Consider the following 16056-nt stretch of genomic DNA (forward strand, 5'->3'; position numbering starts at 1 on the left):
AAAGCCGGTCAGCCGTCGAGAGCCCCACCCTGCGCCAACCTCTCGCGCAGGCTCTTCGGCCTGATGTCTGGCCAGTGCTCTTCTACATACTCAAGGCACGCGGCCCGGTCCGCTTCGCCATATACAACCCGCCATCCGGCCGGCACTTCGGCAAAGCTGGGCCAAAGGCTGTGCTGCTCCTCGTCATTGACCAGAACGAAGAAGGTACCCTTGTCGTCATCGAACGGATTGATGCTCACGTCTCTCCAGGCTAGTCATCAGACACCGCAAACCATTGGCGAGCCTATCGCAAAGTTACCGCCTGCTGTAGAGGCGGGCAAATCGTTACCTAGAGGTTTCCAACGCGACCATCTCCAGCAAATTTTAGGTAGCTGATCTTCTAAATTAACTGTCGCGTTAATAGCGCTTCCTCTTTGTCCTGTTCAAGCCTTGATTCCTCTGATCTTGACAGGTTGCGAGCAACCACAGCTTATGGGAAATCTGTGAGCTCGCTAAGTATCCGTAAAGCAAACATCTTAAAAACTGCCCCAGAAGTCGGCAGTCGCAGCAAACGAGCGTGCAAAATTTTGGGGGCTTCTAGAGGCTGTATGGCAGCTATCGCCCCGCAGAATCGCTGGAAACCGTTTGGACCACCGTTTGATCTGTTCAGACACGGCTTCCAAACCTCAGAGCATGTTTGCTACATCCAAAGTCTTGCCGATGTCACGTACACTGCCGCCACCACGCGGCCGCAAGGCTCGACGAGCATCACACGGGAACAAGTTCAGCAACGGCACACGGCCGCCCTGCAAATACCCTCGTGGGGAGCCAACGAATCTGAGCCGGCGTCTTGAAGTTCAGGCAGCAGCCGGAAGCGTACGGAACTACCTGCGGTGATCTTGATTCGATGTTCACGCTCCGCGCAGGCATACGACCGCTGGGACGATTCAGGCGTATGTATCGCGCCGGCGGTCAGGCGCGCGGGGCGAATGCACCACCGCGGACGCTGCGGCAGAGCCCTTTGGCTGCCACAGGGAGTTTCCGAAGGCTGCGCGTCCGGCGAAGAAGACGGAATCCGATTTGCAGAACGCCGTTCTTGCCTACCGCGTTGGTTGGCGACCATCGAACGCGGGTTACCGCAGCTAGCGACTCAGGGGGTCATCCGTCAGCGAAATCTCGGCAAGGCTGGAGCGCGGGCTCCCGCAAATACGTATGACGGTCCCGCGAGCTGAGCCCCTCGAACCGCTCCGGGAAACGCGGAAGAAGCCTGTGAGTCTATGTACGCAGTCCTGGGTATTAATTGTTATCAATTTGAGCGCTGTAACCATTTCGGTCTCAAAATATTATCCAATTGATCTTGACTGCGTGACAATGGTCGATGTCTTTACGACTCACGCCCTTCTTGATTCTTTTCCACTTCTGAGCGAACCTGTGAGCCTTCAATAGGCGAAGACCCCGCCGGCATGATTGTGAAGAACACCGGAATACTCACAACGGCGCCCCCCGGGATCGGTATGCGGATCGCGAAAGACACGACTTCCATCTCCAAGCGCTTACCGCGTTGGGTCTGCATCTCCAAGCGACCTGGGATGTATCTGGGGGTCGACAACCATTTCAGGCCACGCTCGATGGCCTGGATCACATTCATACCGGCGACTATACCCGCAGGTGCGACGCACGCAGATAACAACAACGATCTCCCCGATACCGGCCCTCAAACAGTAGATCCGCTGCAGTGCAATGGGTTTGGGAGGCACAAAGGCTATAGCCACCCGAGATTCGGAGCATCAAGCAAACGTGGTGCAATCTTGCGGAGTAGCCAGTTCCAGAGACTTCAACTCCGCGGCAGGGCGAGACCGTCGGCATAGACGGCATCAAACAACATGGCTGTGAAATCGTGGCGGTGGGCGAACATTCTCGCATGCAGCCGGAAGGGCAGTCGCCGTCAATAGGGCAGGTCACTACCGCTGCACCGCAACGATTTACAGTAGTCCGCAATGTGTGCATCTCCATGCATTCTCAAGGAGGCGTCCCATCGATCGGCATCATGACGCGTTCCGGTGGCGTTCGATATCCGAACGTTCGGGGAGACAGCAACCCACCGGTGGGTTTACGGCCCGAGAGCAACCTTCTCTAGGTGCAAATGGCAAATCCGTCGCCCGCAGCGTGGAATACTCACCGCTGTGAGCGCACTGGCAATCGAGGTTGTCGGCGTCGCGAAGACATTCGGACGAAGCACACGTGCGCTGGACGGTGTGAGTTTCTCGGTTCCGACCGGGACTGTATGTGGTCTGCTCGGCCACAACGGTGCCGGGAAAACGACCACGATCAACATCCTCTCGACGTTGATCAGGCCGAGTTCGGGCAGTGCCCGGGTCGCCGGATACGACATCACGGATCAACCAGCCCAAGTGCGGGCCAGTATCGCGACGACCGGTCAGTTCACCGCCCTCGACCCCCTGCTCACCGGTCGAGAGAACTTGGTGTTGTTCGGCAGGCTCCGAGGGCTACGCCGCCGCCAGGCGAAGGCCCGCGCCGACGAGCTGATCGAGCAGTTCGACCTGGTAGACGCCGCTAACCGCGGCATAGCAACCTATTCGGGCGGTATGCAGCGGCGCGTCGATCTCGCCGCCGCGCTGATGGTGCTGCCGCAGGTACTCTTCCTCGACGAGCCGACCGCCGGCCTGGACCCGCGTAGCCGACGCGAGGTGTGGGCGCTGGTGAATTCCCTGTCGGCGCAAGGGGCGACTGTACTGCTGACGACGCAGTATCTGGAAGAAGCAGACGTGTTGAGCGACTCGATCGTCGTGATCGACCACGGCAAGGTGATCGCCAACGGAACCGCCGAGGACCTGAAGCGCCGCGTGGGTACCAGTTACTGCGAGGTGACTCCTGCCGATCCTGCCGACCTGCCCAAGGTCGCAGCGGCGCTGGGCGACCTCGATCGTGTCGAGATCGATGACGAAACGAACTCGGTGTCAGTGTTTGCGCCCGACGGCATAGCCACGCTGACGCGGGTATTCCGCCGGGTTGACGCGCTCGGGATCGAGCTTGCCGATATCTCGTTGCGCAAGCCATCGTTGGACGAGGTATTTCTCCACCTCACCTCACAGACCGTGGCCCGACCGTGAGCGCCTTGGCCGCACTCACCGAACGGTCGTTGATCTCCGCAGCCCGAGATGGCGAACTGGTCTTCGAACTCGTAAGTCCCATAGCATATCTCGCAGGCTTTAGCGTGGCGTTGCAAGGCTTGATCGACACCGGCGAAATAAGCTATTCGCAATACCTCGTGCCCGCGGTGATCGTCCAGTCGATGATCTATGTCGGGCTGGTCGCCGCGGACCGCGCCGTACGGGATCGGCTGTGCGGGTTCGGTCGACGGTTGCAGACGTTGCCGGTTGCAGCGGCAGCGCCCGTGACCGCCCGCATGACCGCCACTCTTGTCCGAGCGGTAGGTGTGCTCACGGTGGCGATCGCTGCCGGCTTCGTCATCGGATTCCGGATCACAGGCGGGCCGGTCGCCGTCGCTGGCTTCGTACTGTTCTCGCTCTTGCTGTGCTTAGCCGTCGGGTTGGGGGCGGACGCACTTGGATCGAGGTCCCGCAGCGTCTACGGCGCCAGCTATGTCCTGCTCGTCTTCTCGCTCCTTCTCTTCCTGCTCTCCACTGGGATCGCGCCCGAGGAAACTTTCCCTGAATGGCTACAGCCGTGGGTGCGCAACCAGCCGGTGTCGCAGGTTGCCGAAACACTTCGCGGCCTCGCAAGCGGAAATGTGGCGCTCGACAACGTCGCCGTCAGCCTGGCGTGGTGTGTGGGCATGGCGCTGGTCTTCGGCGCGATCACCGTACGAATGCAACGGCGGGACCCGTAGCGGTGCAGCGGAAAACCGAAGGCTCACTGGTGACGGAGACCTGGCTACACGCCGGCCGCCTTCTCATCAGGTGGCGCCGTGAGCGAGCAGTGCTGTTGGGTTCGTTGCTCGTTCCTATCGGTCTGCTCGTCCTCTACGAGGTGGTGCTCGGCGATAGCGTCCAGCGGCTCACCGGCACCCGCAGCGTTTACGGTCTGGTACCGATTTGTGCCGTTCTCTCAGCACTTTTCGGCTCCCTCGGTAACGCCGCCAGCATCGCGTTGGATCGCGAGGCAGGTCTGCTCGGCAGGATTTACGTGCTCCCGATCCACCGTGTGAGTCCGCTGACCGGTCGGTTCTTCGCAGAGGCGGTCCGAGCCCTGATCGGCACGATATTGATCACCGGTCTGGGGTTGATCATGGGTCTGCGGTTCACCCACGGTTGGGGTGCCGCACTGATCTTCGTGCTGATTCCGTCGATCGTGGTGATCGGATTCACCGCACTGGTGTTAGCGCTGGCGAGCCGGAGGAACGGCCGCCAGCTCATGACTTGGCTGGTCAGTGCCACCGTCGCGCTGGCGTTTATCAATCCCGGATTCACCCCGATCGAAACGTTTCCGGACTGGGTCCAGCCATTTGTCCGAATGCAACCCATGTCGCCCCCTGTCGAGGCGATGCGATCACTTGCCCTTGGAGGACCGCTCGCCTGGCCTCTGACCATGACCCTCGTGTGGGCGGTCGTGCTTCTTGCGCTCTTTATCCCTTTGGCCGTCCGAGGATTTCGGCTCGCCGCCGAGTCTGGTACCTCATAGGTATCCGGACCCAGAACCCTGACGGGCGACGTCTATCGTGTCGCCTCTTGTGCCCGGGCTTTCGACGCCGCCTTGTAACGCGTGACCCACGCACGCATCGCCAACTGTCGGTTCTCCTTCTGACGGAAGAACGCCAGCATCCTGCCGCCGGTCTCCATGGCGCCCACCCAGAAGTACATAGGCAACCGCTTTCTGAATTCCTTGTCCGTGCCTGTCCTCATACTGAGGCCGTTTGTGTCGTTGTACTCGGCCACCACGATATCCATGTACCGGGTAGCAAGCGCCGGGTTAGAGAAGCACCGGATATTGAAATCCCAATCGGCCCAGATCGGATATCGCAAGTTATAGGGGCCGATACCCTCGAAGAGCTTGCGGCGGTAGAAGATTGATTGGTGGCACATATTCGTCTCGAATAGGAGACGGTCTAGGTCGAATTCACCGCCATGACGAGCTCCCGTGGAGCGCATGATCACGTCCCCGTAGACCAAGTCGCTCGGATCGTGCTCGGTGATGAAAGACGCCACGCGAGCCAAGGTGTCGTCTTCGTAAAGGGTGTCGTCGGCTCCTAGGAACAGCAACCACTCCCCCTTGGCCGAACTGACGCCCCGGTTCATCGCGTCATACACCCCTCGATCGGAGCCGCAGTGGACCACTAGACGCTCGCCGAGCTGAGCCGCGAAATTGTTTGCGATGTCACGAGTTCCGTCCGTCGAACCGCCGTCGACTAGAACCAGTTCGAAGTTCCTGTTCGTCTGGCGACTCAGGCTGTCGATGCAGTTATGCACCACCCCGGCCGCGTTCAGCGTGGGCACGATGATCGAAAACATTGGCGTCGTCATGGCGCTAGTCACGTTAGCAGCGGTCGATGACACGTACCGTTCCAACCGCCACACTTTTGGCGCTTCTCTCCAGCGCGCTGGCGACTGGACGAGTGCAACCCAAGATCAGCGATTGCGTCAGTTCCACTCGCGAAAGAAGATGCCATCGGCCTGTAACATCTGACCGTTCCGCGGATCGACAAAACATGGCAGCAATCCCATCAATTTGAAGCCAGCGGAATACACTAGGTCGAGCGTTTCGGGGATCAGCATGGCGCCTTCGTAAAGAGGCACAAACGACAACTCCAGTTGCATACCGACGCACCGATCATTGATCATCGATTTACCGCCGGCCAGCACGTGTTTCTCGAAGCCCTGAACGTCGATCTTGAGGAAGGCGTTTTCGGCCCCATGCATGAGTTCCGGCGCTATTGTGTCGAGTCGACGAATTGGCGCCTCTTCCATGCCGACATAGTTCGCGGGTGGGTACGCATCCTGATGTCTCTGCAGCATAGGCAGCGCTGAGCTGCTTTGTGCAGCATTGCCTGCGACATTTATCGTGATAGTGCCATCCGTGTCACCGAGGGCCCACTTTCGGCATTCCCACAGCCGGTCTCCGGACGCACGTTCTTCAAGAACCGAAAACGGCGAAGAAAGAGGTTCGAACGAGACAATCCGGCCCTTGTAACCCGCCTTGCGCAAGCCAATCGCATACTGTCCGGAGTTGGCTCCGACATCGAAAACGACGTTAACTTCCTGGGAAATCAGTTGTTCAGCGAATTGGCGCTTCCACTGCCGCTCAGAATATGAGCGCGATAACTCTACCGCGGCACCGCGCGCGAGGAAGCGAGCACGGTCCCACAATTCCACTGCGCAACCCTAGCAAGGGCCATCGATAGCTGACAACCGACGCGATATTTGTGAGTTCACGTTCTTACCCCGTTTGCGTTTGCTCGATACCAACGTACTGTTGCATCGATCCCTTCGCGCAGTGACGTCTTCGGGTGCCACCCCGCCTCTTTCAGCACCGAAACGTCCAACAACTTCCGGGGAGTCCCGTCCGGTTTGCCTGAGTCCCAATGGGTTTCACCGCGGTATCCCACGGCGCCGGCCACCATGTCGGCGATCTCGCTGATGGAGTGGTCCACACCTGTCCCGACGTTGACATGTCCGGGACCGTCGTAGTGCTCAAGGAGATGGAGACACGCACTCGCAAGATCGTCAACATGCAAGAGTTCGCGACGAGGCGTTCCTGTGCCCCAGTTCGTCACTGACGGCGCGCGGTCAGTTTTGGCCTCCTCGTACCTTCGGATGAGCGCTGGAAGAAGATGGGAGCCGTCGCGCGAGAAGTTGTCACCCGGTCCATACAGGTTGGTGGGCATGGCCGAGATCCATGACAGGCCGTACTGGCGCCTGACAGCTTGCACTTGAAGGATTCCGGCGATCTTGGCGATGGCGTATGCGTCGTTGGTCGGCTCGAGGGGGCCGGTGAGTAGCGCACTCTCCTTGATCGGCTGCGGGGCAAATTTCGGATAGATGCACGACGATCCGAGGAAGAGCAATCTCGGCACCCTGGCAGTGACTGCGGCGTCCAACAGGTTGACCTGGATCTGCAGATTTTCCGAGAGGAAGTCGGCCGGGTAGGTGTTATTCGCCATGATGCCGCCGACTCGTGCGGCTGCGTCAATGACGACATGAGGTTTCGAGGCAAGGACGAAGTCGAATGTTGCAGTGCGATCCGTCAGGTCGAGTTCATCGTGTGACCGTACGAGAATGTTGGTGAATCCCTCGGCACGAAACTTCCGGTACAAGGCGGACCCCACGAGCCCACGGTGCCCCGCGATGTAAACGGACGACGACCGGTCAAGAACACCAGCTGCTGTCTCCACCGTCGTGCTCATGTCCGGTCGACAACCATAGGCTTGTCGATCCATGGCCTGCCTTCGCACTCCAACGCCCCAATGTCCGCATCCACCATGAGCCGCGCCAATTCAGCAGTGTGTATGGAGGCCCTCCACCCCAGTGTCTTGTTGGCCTTGGTGGCGTCGCCGATCAACGAGTCAACCTCGGTGGGCCGCAGATATCGCTCATCGAACTTGACGTGCTTCTGCCAGTCCAGCCCGGCGTATTCGAACGCCGCTTCGGCGAAGTCCCGAACCGTGAAACCACGTCCCGTCGCAAGAACGTAGTCGTCCGGCTCGGCCGCCTGCAGCATCCGCCACATTCCGTTGACATACTCCGGTGCGTATCCCCAGTCGCGCACGGCATCGAGATTGCCCATGTAAACATCGGATTGGAGACCTGCCTTGATACGCGCAACGGCCCGGGTTATCTTTCGGGTCACGAAAGTCTCGCCGCGCCGAGGGGATTCGTGGTTAAACAGGATTCCATTGACTGCGAACAGGTCGTATGCTTCTCGGTAATTCCGTGTCGCCCAATAAGAGTAGACCTTTGCGACGCCATAAGGTGACCTAGGGTAGAACGGGGTCTGCTCGTTCTGAGGCGGCGGAGATGCGCCAAACATCTCCGAGGAGGACGCCTGATAGAATCGGCAGTCCACCCGCGAGAGTCGCACCGCCTCCAGGAGCGCCATCGATCCCATAGCTGTCGTAGCACATGTGTGAACGGGTTCGTCGAAACTGACGCGCACATGCGATTGCGCCGCCAGGTTGTAAACCTCATCAGGGTCGATGGTGCTGAGCAGTGTGACTAGACGAGAACCATCAGTGAGATCGCCATAATGCAGAAATAGCCGAGCACCTGGTTCATGGGGATCGACGTAGAGATGGTCGATCCGTGAGGTGTTGAAGGTCGAAGCACGCCGGATAAGCCCATGGACTTCATATCCTTTGCTTAATAGGAGCTCGGCCAGATAAGAGCCGTCCTGACCGGTGATTCCGGTGATGAGTGCTCGCTTCACTGGCTCCCCGCTTCTATCGGCCCACGCCCCGACCGCACGACATCCAGGACTGATGCTTGCCCCTTGAAGTAACCGCCCGGGTTGCTACTGCTTCATAGTAGATGTCGGTCTGAAGTCAGCTATGTCGATATAAGCTACAGCTCGAGCGGCCTCACGAACCGGCCGCCGGAAGCACGCGCACGCGTAACACAATACGGTGCTTGTGACGCTGGGCGGATGGTCGGCAAGCGCACAAACGCCTGCCGTGAGATAGGCGGAATCGGCAACTCCGGACACATCACGCTGCAGACCCGACCGGAACGAACCTGACGGACGCAGCGGGGGATGCCAATGGAGAGGCTGTAGTTCCTACGAAAAGCGCATTCGTTTTTGCTACCGTCTCCAGGGAAACCGGGGGGGTCAGCTGACCTCTGGGTTAATTAGGGGGCTAGACAGATGAATCGACCGCTCAAGGTGCTGCAGGGTATCCCAGCCGCTATCCGGGAACGAATTGCTAGCCAATCTGAGCGAACCCTGCTGCTTGGCACTGTTTTGGTCGTATCCGCGATTTCGGCGGCGGTTGCGTACTTGCTAACCCAACTTTTTGCGGTCGACGTTGTCGCTTCTCTTCTGAATGTTTCCAAGGATTGCTGGCTCTCTTGGGGGATGGGTATCGGTCAGCACTGTTTCAGTGACTACTCGATGATCGTCGGCGTAGGGCTACAACCCAATCCTTGGTCGTACGAGACTTCGTTGCCTTGGGGCAATTATGAGCCACACGCTACCGGTGGCCCAGCGACCGCAATGCTGCCGCATATGTTGTTCGGGTTTCCCGCACATATGTTGGGCGTGCCAACACTCGGTCTCCTCGGATACCTGCTCGCGCTAACGGCGGCGGTCATTGCGCCCGCGATCTGGGCTGCCAAAGGCGCATATGGACTTGAGCGGATCGTGATCTTCGTGGTGTTGGGCGTCGCCGCCATCCCAGTATGGGCAGTGATCGATCGAGGCAACTCTGCCGGTTTTATCGTGCCTGCCGCGCTCGGGTTCCTGATTGCGCTGCGCCGAAGGCAGTGGCGCCTGGCGGCCCTCATGGTCGTCTTAGCCACCTTGGTGAAGCCGTGGTTCTTCGTGTTGGTCTTCGCACTGTTCGCCAGTCGGCAATGGCGAATTGGCAGCTTCGCGATCATCGGGGTGGTCGTCTCGAACGTGGCCGCCTACCTTCTTTGGCCTCGCGACTTTCCAAGAACAATTCCCCAGTCGGTCGAAAATCTCTTCCACGCCGGCAGTTCATTCCAGGATCTCGTCAGTTTGCGGAATGTTTCTTTCGGCAGAGCGTTCGCCCTGCTGCCGGACACCTTCGACTTCATCCGGACGGGCGGCAAGATGACCGATGGCTTCCTTGCTGGTCCACGGTCCCTGTTCGGGTATGTCGTGATGGTCGTCATCGTCGGTGCCGTGCTCGTGCTCGGACGGCGGATCCCGCCGGTTATGGCGGGAATTGTGTTGCTCGCTACCGCCACGCTCTTCCCACCCCTGGCTTACTACTATTATCTGGTCTTCGTCCTCCCGATCGCTGCCATCATTGTTCGAGATCCCAACGGGCCCAGAGGCTCTGGCGTCTTCGACAAACTTGCGTTGGAGAGTGGTCGCCGTCCGGTGGTTGGACTCGTCGTCAGTTTGGCTACAGCTCTCAGCATTGCGCAGATTGCCGTCCCGGGTCCCGTGGTGAATGCACCCATCTTCGGCCAGCTGGGCGAGAGAGGGGTAATCGACACCACGCCCGTCGTGTTCATAACGACGACAGTGGTAACACCCTTCTTATGGCTCCTCGCCTGTGCGGTGATCCTCGTCTCATACGCGCGGAAACCCGCGCGATCAGATGAAGGTGCAGAGGTGCTGAGCCGCGAAAGTAGTACCGACACCGACGTTAGCGTTTCTTCCGGTCATTCGATGCTGATACCGGGTACGACCGAAAAAGGTCAGCCGTAGTTTCGTGTAATGGATTATGACGCAGTTCAACTGATGAAGAAGGTTTGCCTCCCCAGGACGACTGGCACGCAGGTCGCTCCGGATTCTTGGAGCGTCATCATGCCAGCGGCCGGATACCTTGCGCCGGCACCGTCTAGTAGAAAGCGCAGATCGTCTCGAAGTGCCAGCGTGCCTGCCACGGCTTCGTGCCGAGGGCGGAACCGCGATCGTGCCTGCGTTCGGGTCGGCGAGAAGCGAGGGCAGCGCATGAGTTCCATGCAAGACTGCGAAGTTCGGTGTCCTAGCCGCGGAGGTGCAATCGGGCGATGAATTGCGTCATACTTCAACCCTCGTACATTCCTTGGCGCGGCTACTTTCATCAGATCCAGAAGGCCGACGTGTTCGTGTTTTATGACGATGTGCAATACGACCGCGGAGGCTGGCGAAACCGCAACCGCGTAAAGACCGCCAACGGCTCCGTATGGCTGACGATCCCCGTCGCGAAAAAGGGTTCGGTCGAAGCTGGCGCGGCAATCAATACGATTCGCATCGACTGGAACCGCCAATGGACGAAGTCGCATTGGACGACGATCCGGCAAGCCTACTCGAAAGCACCGTTCTTCGAGACGTACCGCGGCATCCTCGAAAGGATCTATGGGCGGCATCCAGAACTTTTAGCAGACTTCACGATCGAATCGACGATCGAGATCGCGGGATTACTGGGGCTTGCGGGCAAGCGGTTCGTCCGCTCCTCCCAGTTGAAAGCTGAAGGGACGAAGACAGATCGCCTGATTTCGATTCTTCAGCAAGTCGGGGCGACGCATTACATCAGCGGTCCCTCTGCGCGGAACTACCTCGAGGAAGACAAGCTCGCGGGAGCCGGGATTTCGCTTGAATACTTGGACTACGCATATCGTCCGTACAGTCAGTTGCATCCGCCTTTCGACCCGCAGGTCTCGATACTTGACTTGTTGATGATGGTTGGGCCCGAAGCTCCGCAATTCATCTGGGGAGACGAGGAATGAACCAGCAATGGTATCACCGTTCACTCTCCCACCCTCATGTGGCTTTCTTAGCGCACCCAATTGAGGCATCCAAAACGGCGGGCCGGGAACCCATGAGGCCTCTCCGATGACAATCCGTATCCCCTTCAACAAGCCGGCGATCGTCGGGCCTGAGTTGACTTACGTCGGAGAAGCTGTCGCGGGCCTACACGCCAGCGGTGACGGTCCATTCACGAAACGCGCGCAAGCACTGCTGGAAGCGGAATTTGACGCGAAGCGGGTCCTGCTCACCACATCCTGCACCTCCGCGCTCGAGCTAGCCGCGCTTCTCTGCGACTTGCAGCCCGGCGACGAGGTGATAGTTCCCTCCTACACCTTCGTATCTACGGCCAACGCGTTCGTACTCCGCGGAGCCCGACCGGTGTTCGTCGACATCAGATCCGACACGCTTAACATCGATGAGGAACTAATCGAACGTGCGATTACGCCGCGCACGCGGGCTATTTGCCCAGTCCACTACGCTGGCGTCGCCTGTGAGATGGACGCAATCATGGATATAGCTGACCGCCACCGTCTATGGGTGGTCGAAGATGCGGCGCAGGGCGTGCACGCTCGTTATAAGGATCGCTGGCTTGGCACGCTCGGCCATCTTGGTTGTTATAGCTTCCACGAAACCAAGAATCTCTCGTGTGGTGAGGGTGGCGCCCTCGTCATAAATAATGCCGCAATGGAACAGCGTGCTGAGATTATACGGGAAAAGGGCACTAACCGTAGTCAATTCATACGAGGGCAGACCGACAAATACACCTGGGTCGACATGGGCTCTTCCTTTTTGCCTTCCGATATGCTCGCCGCGTTCCTAGTTGGCCAGATAGAGAACATGGAGAAGATAACCGCACGCCGAGGGGAAATCTTCAATCTCTATGTCGCTCTCTTGGCTCCTTTAGAGGCGCGCGGATGCATACGACTACCAGTTATCCCTTCGCATTGCTATGCCAACCATCATATGTTTTATATCTTGACCGCCGACATCGAGGAGCGTACGGCGCTAATCGCGCACCTTCGCGGAATAGGAATTCATGCTGTATTTCACTACGTACCGCTCCATTCATCGCCCTTTGCCCGGATGCTCGGCGTCCCTCAAACTCATCTCCCACGGACGGAAGACCTTAGTGCAAGACTGCTGAGACTACCGCTGTACTTTGACCTCACAAACGATGAAGTGGAGGAAGTCGCAGGCGCTGTGTGGGACTTCTATCAAACACGCGGCCGAGAAGGGAACTCATGGCAATAGATGTCTTGACCTTCGCATATGGCAATGAGCCACCTCCAAGGGGAAGTTCTTTTGCATGAAACTTTCAATCGTCACGACACTTTATCAATCTTCTCGGTACCTTGAAGAATTCTATCGGCGGATCACGGAAGCAGCAAGTACTATAACCGATAATTACGAGCTTATCTTGGTGAATGACGGCTCGCCTGATGATTCGCTAGAGGCCGCTAAGAAGCTGCTTTCTAGGGATCGCCGTATTGTTATAGTCGAGCTGTCACGCAACTTCGGTCATCATCGCGCGATGATGACCGGTCTCGAACACACTAAAGGCGATTTCGTCTTTCTGATCGATGTAGATTTAGAAGAAGATCCCGAAAATCTCGTAATATTCTGGAATTACCTCCGAACGCATCCTGAGGCAGACGTCGTTATCGGCGAAATCCAAACGAAGAAGCAAGGTGGCCTTACACGAAGACTCGCCAGTTCGTGGTTCTATGACCTGTTCAATTCCTTATCCTATGTCAAGATCTCAAATAAGGAATTAGTATCTCGCCTGATGCGCCGAGCATATGTCGATACTCTCGTCGCTTACCAGGAACGTGAGCTATTTATTCCAGGTATCTGGGTGCACGCTGGCTACAATCAGCATTATGTGCCCGCTGAAAAGACCTTTGACGGACACTCCACCTACACGCTCCGACGGAAGCTTACGATGGTGGTGGAGGCAATTACATCGTTCAGCGCAAAGCCATTGCTGATGGTGTTCTACACTGGCGTTATGTTTGTCGTGAGCGCCTGCCTCATCATCCTATATCTAATTATCAGCAAGATTCTATTCGGATATTCCGTTGTCGGTTGGGCATCGCTGGTCGCGATACTATTCTTCATAGGCGGCATGATCATATTCTCGCTGGGTATCGTCGGTATCTACACCGCTAAGATCTATACTGAAGTAAAGCAGCGCCCAAAGAGCATCGTCAAGAACGTCTACTGGGAGAATCTCGCATGAGCCAGCACGACAATCAGGAAACGCTCGAAGCGAATCGGTACGTTCACTCGGTCTTAGTCGAGACCGGTGAATACCAAAAGAGCCCACATTTTCGACCAGAGAACATCGCGAAGGTTCGTGATCTCATCCTGACGCTCACCGCAGATATCGAGTCGGTGGATAGTAGGGCTATAGATTTCGGCTGCGGTACCGGATTCATGATCGATCTGATGAAAGATCGATTCGGTGAAATACACGGAGTAGATATTACGCAGGCGATGATGAAAGAAGTGGACCTGAGTACCGGCAACGTTTTTTTGCACGAGGCAATGGCGGAGCACACGCCGTTCGCAGACGAATATTTTGATTTCGCGACAGCCTACTCCTTTATGGACCATCTCTTCGATGCACATCTATTTTTGAAAGAAGTTCACCGCGTACTTAAGCCCGGTGGAGTATTCTTCGCTGGCCTCAACCCAAATCGCGATTTCATCCAAGCGATGGAGCAGGCCAAGCGTGCAGCCATAACTGGCCTCCCCCAGATCGTCACACGGGAGATCAAAGGCGCCCTCCACAATGGCGAATATTACGCCGAGAACTTCGGAGTCGACGGCTCGATGCTTGATAAAGCCGAGCCGATCAAAGCCGTGCAGAAGGGATTCGATGCGAAGGAGGTGCACGACCTCGCGATCAGTATCGGCTTCAGCGCATGCCGAATCGACTACAATTGGTTCCTCGGGCAAGCCATGGTAATGCACGAAAAGTCGTTCGAGCTTGCCGATCAGATTCACTTGTACCTTACAAGTGCCTTACCCGTCGCATCCCCTCTATTCAAATACCTCAACTTCATCCTTACAAAATAGGTTATACAATGGTTGACGAAACAATATTAGAAACATTCGAACGCGACGGTTTGGCCGTTATACCTCAAGCTGTTTCGCAAGCGGAAGTAGCTCTTTTGCGCAGTGAGCTCGAAGCGGCAATCGCTGAAGATGCGGTCAATTACCCAGATGTCTTCGACAAAGGTATGGTGCACAACTGTATGGTGCGCGGACGCCGAATGGCGGCATTGCTCGATAATCCAGTCTTGAATGATTACCTACCCGCGGTCCTAAGTGATACGTGCATCATCTACGCGTACCAGTCCTCCTCCCTTCCCCCACAGCAGGGCAATTACGGCAGTCGTGTGCACGTTGATTCACCACGTCATATTCCAGGCTATACTACGAACATTGGCATTATTCTGGCGCTCGATGATTTCACCGAGGACAATGGCGCTACATATTACTTGAAGGGCTCCCATCACCTTGAGACTGTGCCTGAGGCGGAGACTTTCTTTGAGAATGCTAGTCGCGCGCTCTGCGAAGCGGGAGATATGGTCGTATTCCATGGGCGGTTGGTGCACGCGGCAGGAATCAATAGGACCCGTAGGACACGACATAGCTTGACTATAAATTTGTGTCGCTCATATATGCGCCAGCGGTTTGATTTTCCCCGGTTAGTGCCGCAGTCGATCATCGATTCTCTTGGCGAGAACGGCAAGCGGCTCATCGGTATGAACGTGCGGATGCCGACCTCGCTCGAGGAGTTCTACCTGCCGGCAGAGCAGCGACTCTATAAGCCGAACCAAGGATAGCGATGCATGACCTTGTGATCTTCGGTGCGGGGGAACTTGGGGGAATGGCTCGGCAATATGCCGTCGAGGATCACGGACGCAATATCGCCGCCTTCGTCGTGGATGCCAGCTTCAAGAAGCAAGACGTGTTCCACGACATTCCCGTCGTCTCTTGGCCCGATATGCGGCAACGCTTCAATCCCGCAGATACTGATTTCTTTATAGCGGTTGGATATCGCAGTATGCGTCGGCGCCGAGAAGTCTATGAGAATGTCCAGCAGGCTGGCTACAGCTGTATCAATCTAGTGAGTCCTGCCAGCTATGTGTCGGAGACTTCCCATATCGGTGAGAATAACATGATCTTCCCCGGGGTCGTCGTGGAGCCGGGAGTTTTCTTGGGCAATAACAACGTCCTGTGGTCGAATACGACGATATGCCACGATTCGGTCATAGGTGACCATAATTTTTTTGCCGCAAATGTCACACTAGGTGGTCGGGTTCGTATCGGCGATTCGAATTTCATTGGCTTCTCCGCAACCGTCTTGCAGGACATCGCTGTTGGGGACGAGACTCTGATTGGAGCGCAGGCTCTCATCCACCGTCCGACTGATAGCCTGCGCCAATATTGGGGAGTACCAGCGAAAGAGCGCGGCACAATCGACCCAGTTCACGGTGTCTGCGTAGAGTGACGGATTACGTTCGCCCACTCATTACTTCTACGTTGTCATTTAGAGACATGGCCGCATTCTCCATAAGTGGCGCAACAATGCTGCAGCAACTGGCACCGCGATCATAGGAATTAATGGGCGCGCCCCGGCGGCGACCTCGCGCTAGCGGGAGAAGAGAA

The 16056-nt window shown here is 57.1% G+C and carries 16 protein-coding genes; 10 read left to right on the forward strand and 6 right to left on the reverse strand.

The genetic code is table 11. The features are described from left to right. Positions 1 to 8: 8 nt before the first annotated feature. Positions 9 to 239, reverse strand: a complete 231-nt coding sequence (locus AU192_RS11985; RefSeq protein WP_064396364.1) for an MbtH family protein — start codon at positions 237 to 239, stop codon at positions 9 to 11. A gap of 1124 nt (positions 240 to 1363) precedes the next feature. Further along, positions 1364 to 1627 carry a hypothetical protein gene (locus AU192_RS11990; RefSeq protein WP_064396366.1) on the reverse strand — a complete coding sequence of 88 codons (264 nt, stop codon included), beginning with the start codon at positions 1625 to 1627 and terminating at the stop codon, positions 1364 to 1366. A gap of 535 nt (positions 1628 to 2162) precedes the next feature. On the opposite strand from AU192_RS11990, the gene AU192_RS11995 reads away from it, so the two are divergent. The 3 genes from AU192_RS11995 (at position 2163) to AU192_RS12005 (ending at position 4641) form a co-directional block, all read left to right on the forward strand. Next, complete coding sequence (locus AU192_RS11995; RefSeq protein ID WP_064396367.1) at positions 2163 to 3110, forward strand: daunorubicin/doxorubicin resistance ABC transporter ATP-binding protein DrrA; 948 nt, start codon at positions 2163 to 2165, stop codon at positions 3108 to 3110. After that, positions 3107 to 3850, forward strand: a complete 744-nt coding sequence (locus AU192_RS12000) for an ABC transporter permease (protein ID WP_064396369.1) — start codon at positions 3107 to 3109, stop codon at positions 3848 to 3850. Before AU192_RS11995 ends, AU192_RS12000 begins: the two co-directional genes overlap by 4 nt. 95 nt (positions 3851 to 3945) lie before the next feature. After that, the gene (locus tag AU192_RS12005) at positions 3946 to 4641 is read left to right on the forward strand and encodes an ABC transporter permease (protein ID WP_064396420.1); all 696 of its coding nucleotides are present in this window, start codon (positions 3946 to 3948) and stop codon (positions 4639 to 4641) included. A gap of 32 nt (positions 4642 to 4673) precedes the next feature. Here the strand turns inward: AU192_RS12005 and AU192_RS12010 are convergent, their stop codons facing one another. The 4 genes from AU192_RS12010 to gmd all read right to left on the reverse strand — a co-directional run bounded on the left by AU192_RS12010 (position 4674) and on the right by gmd (position 8379). Continuing rightward, on the reverse strand, positions 4674 to 5480 hold the full coding sequence (locus tag AU192_RS12010; RefSeq protein ID WP_064396371.1) for a glycosyltransferase family 2 protein: 807 nt from the start codon (positions 5478 to 5480) through the stop codon (positions 4674 to 4676). 117 nt (positions 5481 to 5597) lie between these two features. Beyond that, positions 5598 to 6329 (reverse strand): FkbM family methyltransferase, encoded by a 732-nt coding sequence (locus AU192_RS12015; protein WP_064396374.1) that lies wholly within the window; start codon positions 6327 to 6329, stop codon positions 5598 to 5600. Between the two features lie 56 nt (positions 6330 to 6385). Beyond that, positions 6386 to 7360, reverse strand: a complete 975-nt coding sequence (locus AU192_RS12020; protein WP_064396375.1) for a GDP-L-fucose synthase family protein — start codon at positions 7358 to 7360, stop codon at positions 6386 to 6388. Beyond that, positions 7357 to 8379: a GDP-mannose 4,6-dehydratase gene (gene gmd, locus AU192_RS12025; protein ID WP_064396376.1), complete on the reverse strand. Its 1023-nt coding sequence runs from the start codon at positions 8377 to 8379 to the stop codon at positions 7357 to 7359. The genes AU192_RS12020 and gmd overlap by 4 nt, the downstream gene beginning before the upstream one ends. Before the next feature lie 435 nt (positions 8380 to 8814). On the opposite strand from gmd, the gene AU192_RS12030 reads away from it, so the two are divergent. From AU192_RS12030 to AU192_RS12060, 7 genes are all read left to right on the forward strand, one after another. Then, positions 8815 to 10350, forward strand: coding sequence for a glycosyltransferase family 87 protein (locus AU192_RS12030; protein ID WP_082694994.1), 1536 nt, complete (start codon positions 8815 to 8817; stop codon positions 10348 to 10350). 305 nt (positions 10351 to 10655) lie between these two features. Beyond that, complete coding sequence (locus AU192_RS12035) at positions 10656 to 11354, forward strand: WbqC family protein (protein WP_064396379.1); 699 nt, start codon at positions 10656 to 10658, stop codon at positions 11352 to 11354. Between the two features lie 106 nt (positions 11355 to 11460). Beyond that, the gene (gene rffA, locus AU192_RS12040; RefSeq protein WP_207544935.1) at positions 11461 to 12627 is read left to right on the forward strand and encodes a dTDP-4-amino-4,6-dideoxygalactose transaminase; all 1167 of its coding nucleotides are present in this window, start codon (positions 11461 to 11463) and stop codon (positions 12625 to 12627) included. A gap of 55 nt (positions 12628 to 12682) precedes the next feature. Continuing rightward, complete coding sequence (locus AU192_RS12045) at positions 12683 to 13615, forward strand: glycosyltransferase family 2 protein (RefSeq protein WP_064396381.1); 933 nt, start codon at positions 12683 to 12685, stop codon at positions 13613 to 13615. Next, positions 13612 to 14457: a class I SAM-dependent methyltransferase gene (locus AU192_RS12050; RefSeq protein ID WP_064396383.1), complete on the forward strand. Its 846-nt coding sequence runs from the start codon at positions 13612 to 13614 to the stop codon at positions 14455 to 14457. The genes AU192_RS12045 and AU192_RS12050 overlap by 4 nt, the downstream gene beginning before the upstream one ends. 8 nt (positions 14458 to 14465) lie before the next feature. Next, positions 14466 to 15230 (forward strand): phytanoyl-CoA dioxygenase family protein, encoded by a 765-nt coding sequence (locus tag AU192_RS12055; protein WP_064396385.1) that lies wholly within the window; start codon positions 14466 to 14468, stop codon positions 15228 to 15230. A gap of 2 nt (positions 15231 to 15232) precedes the next feature. After that, positions 15233 to 15898: a NeuD/PglB/VioB family sugar acetyltransferase gene (locus AU192_RS12060; RefSeq protein ID WP_064396387.1), complete on the forward strand. Its 666-nt coding sequence runs from the start codon at positions 15233 to 15235 to the stop codon at positions 15896 to 15898. Positions 15899 to 16056 lie beyond the last annotated feature (158 nt).

This window comes from Mycobacterium lehmannii (genome assembly GCF_001499925.1).
Taxonomy (GTDB): domain Bacteria; phylum Actinomycetota; class Actinomycetes; order Mycobacteriales; family Mycobacteriaceae; genus Mycobacterium; species Mycobacterium lehmannii.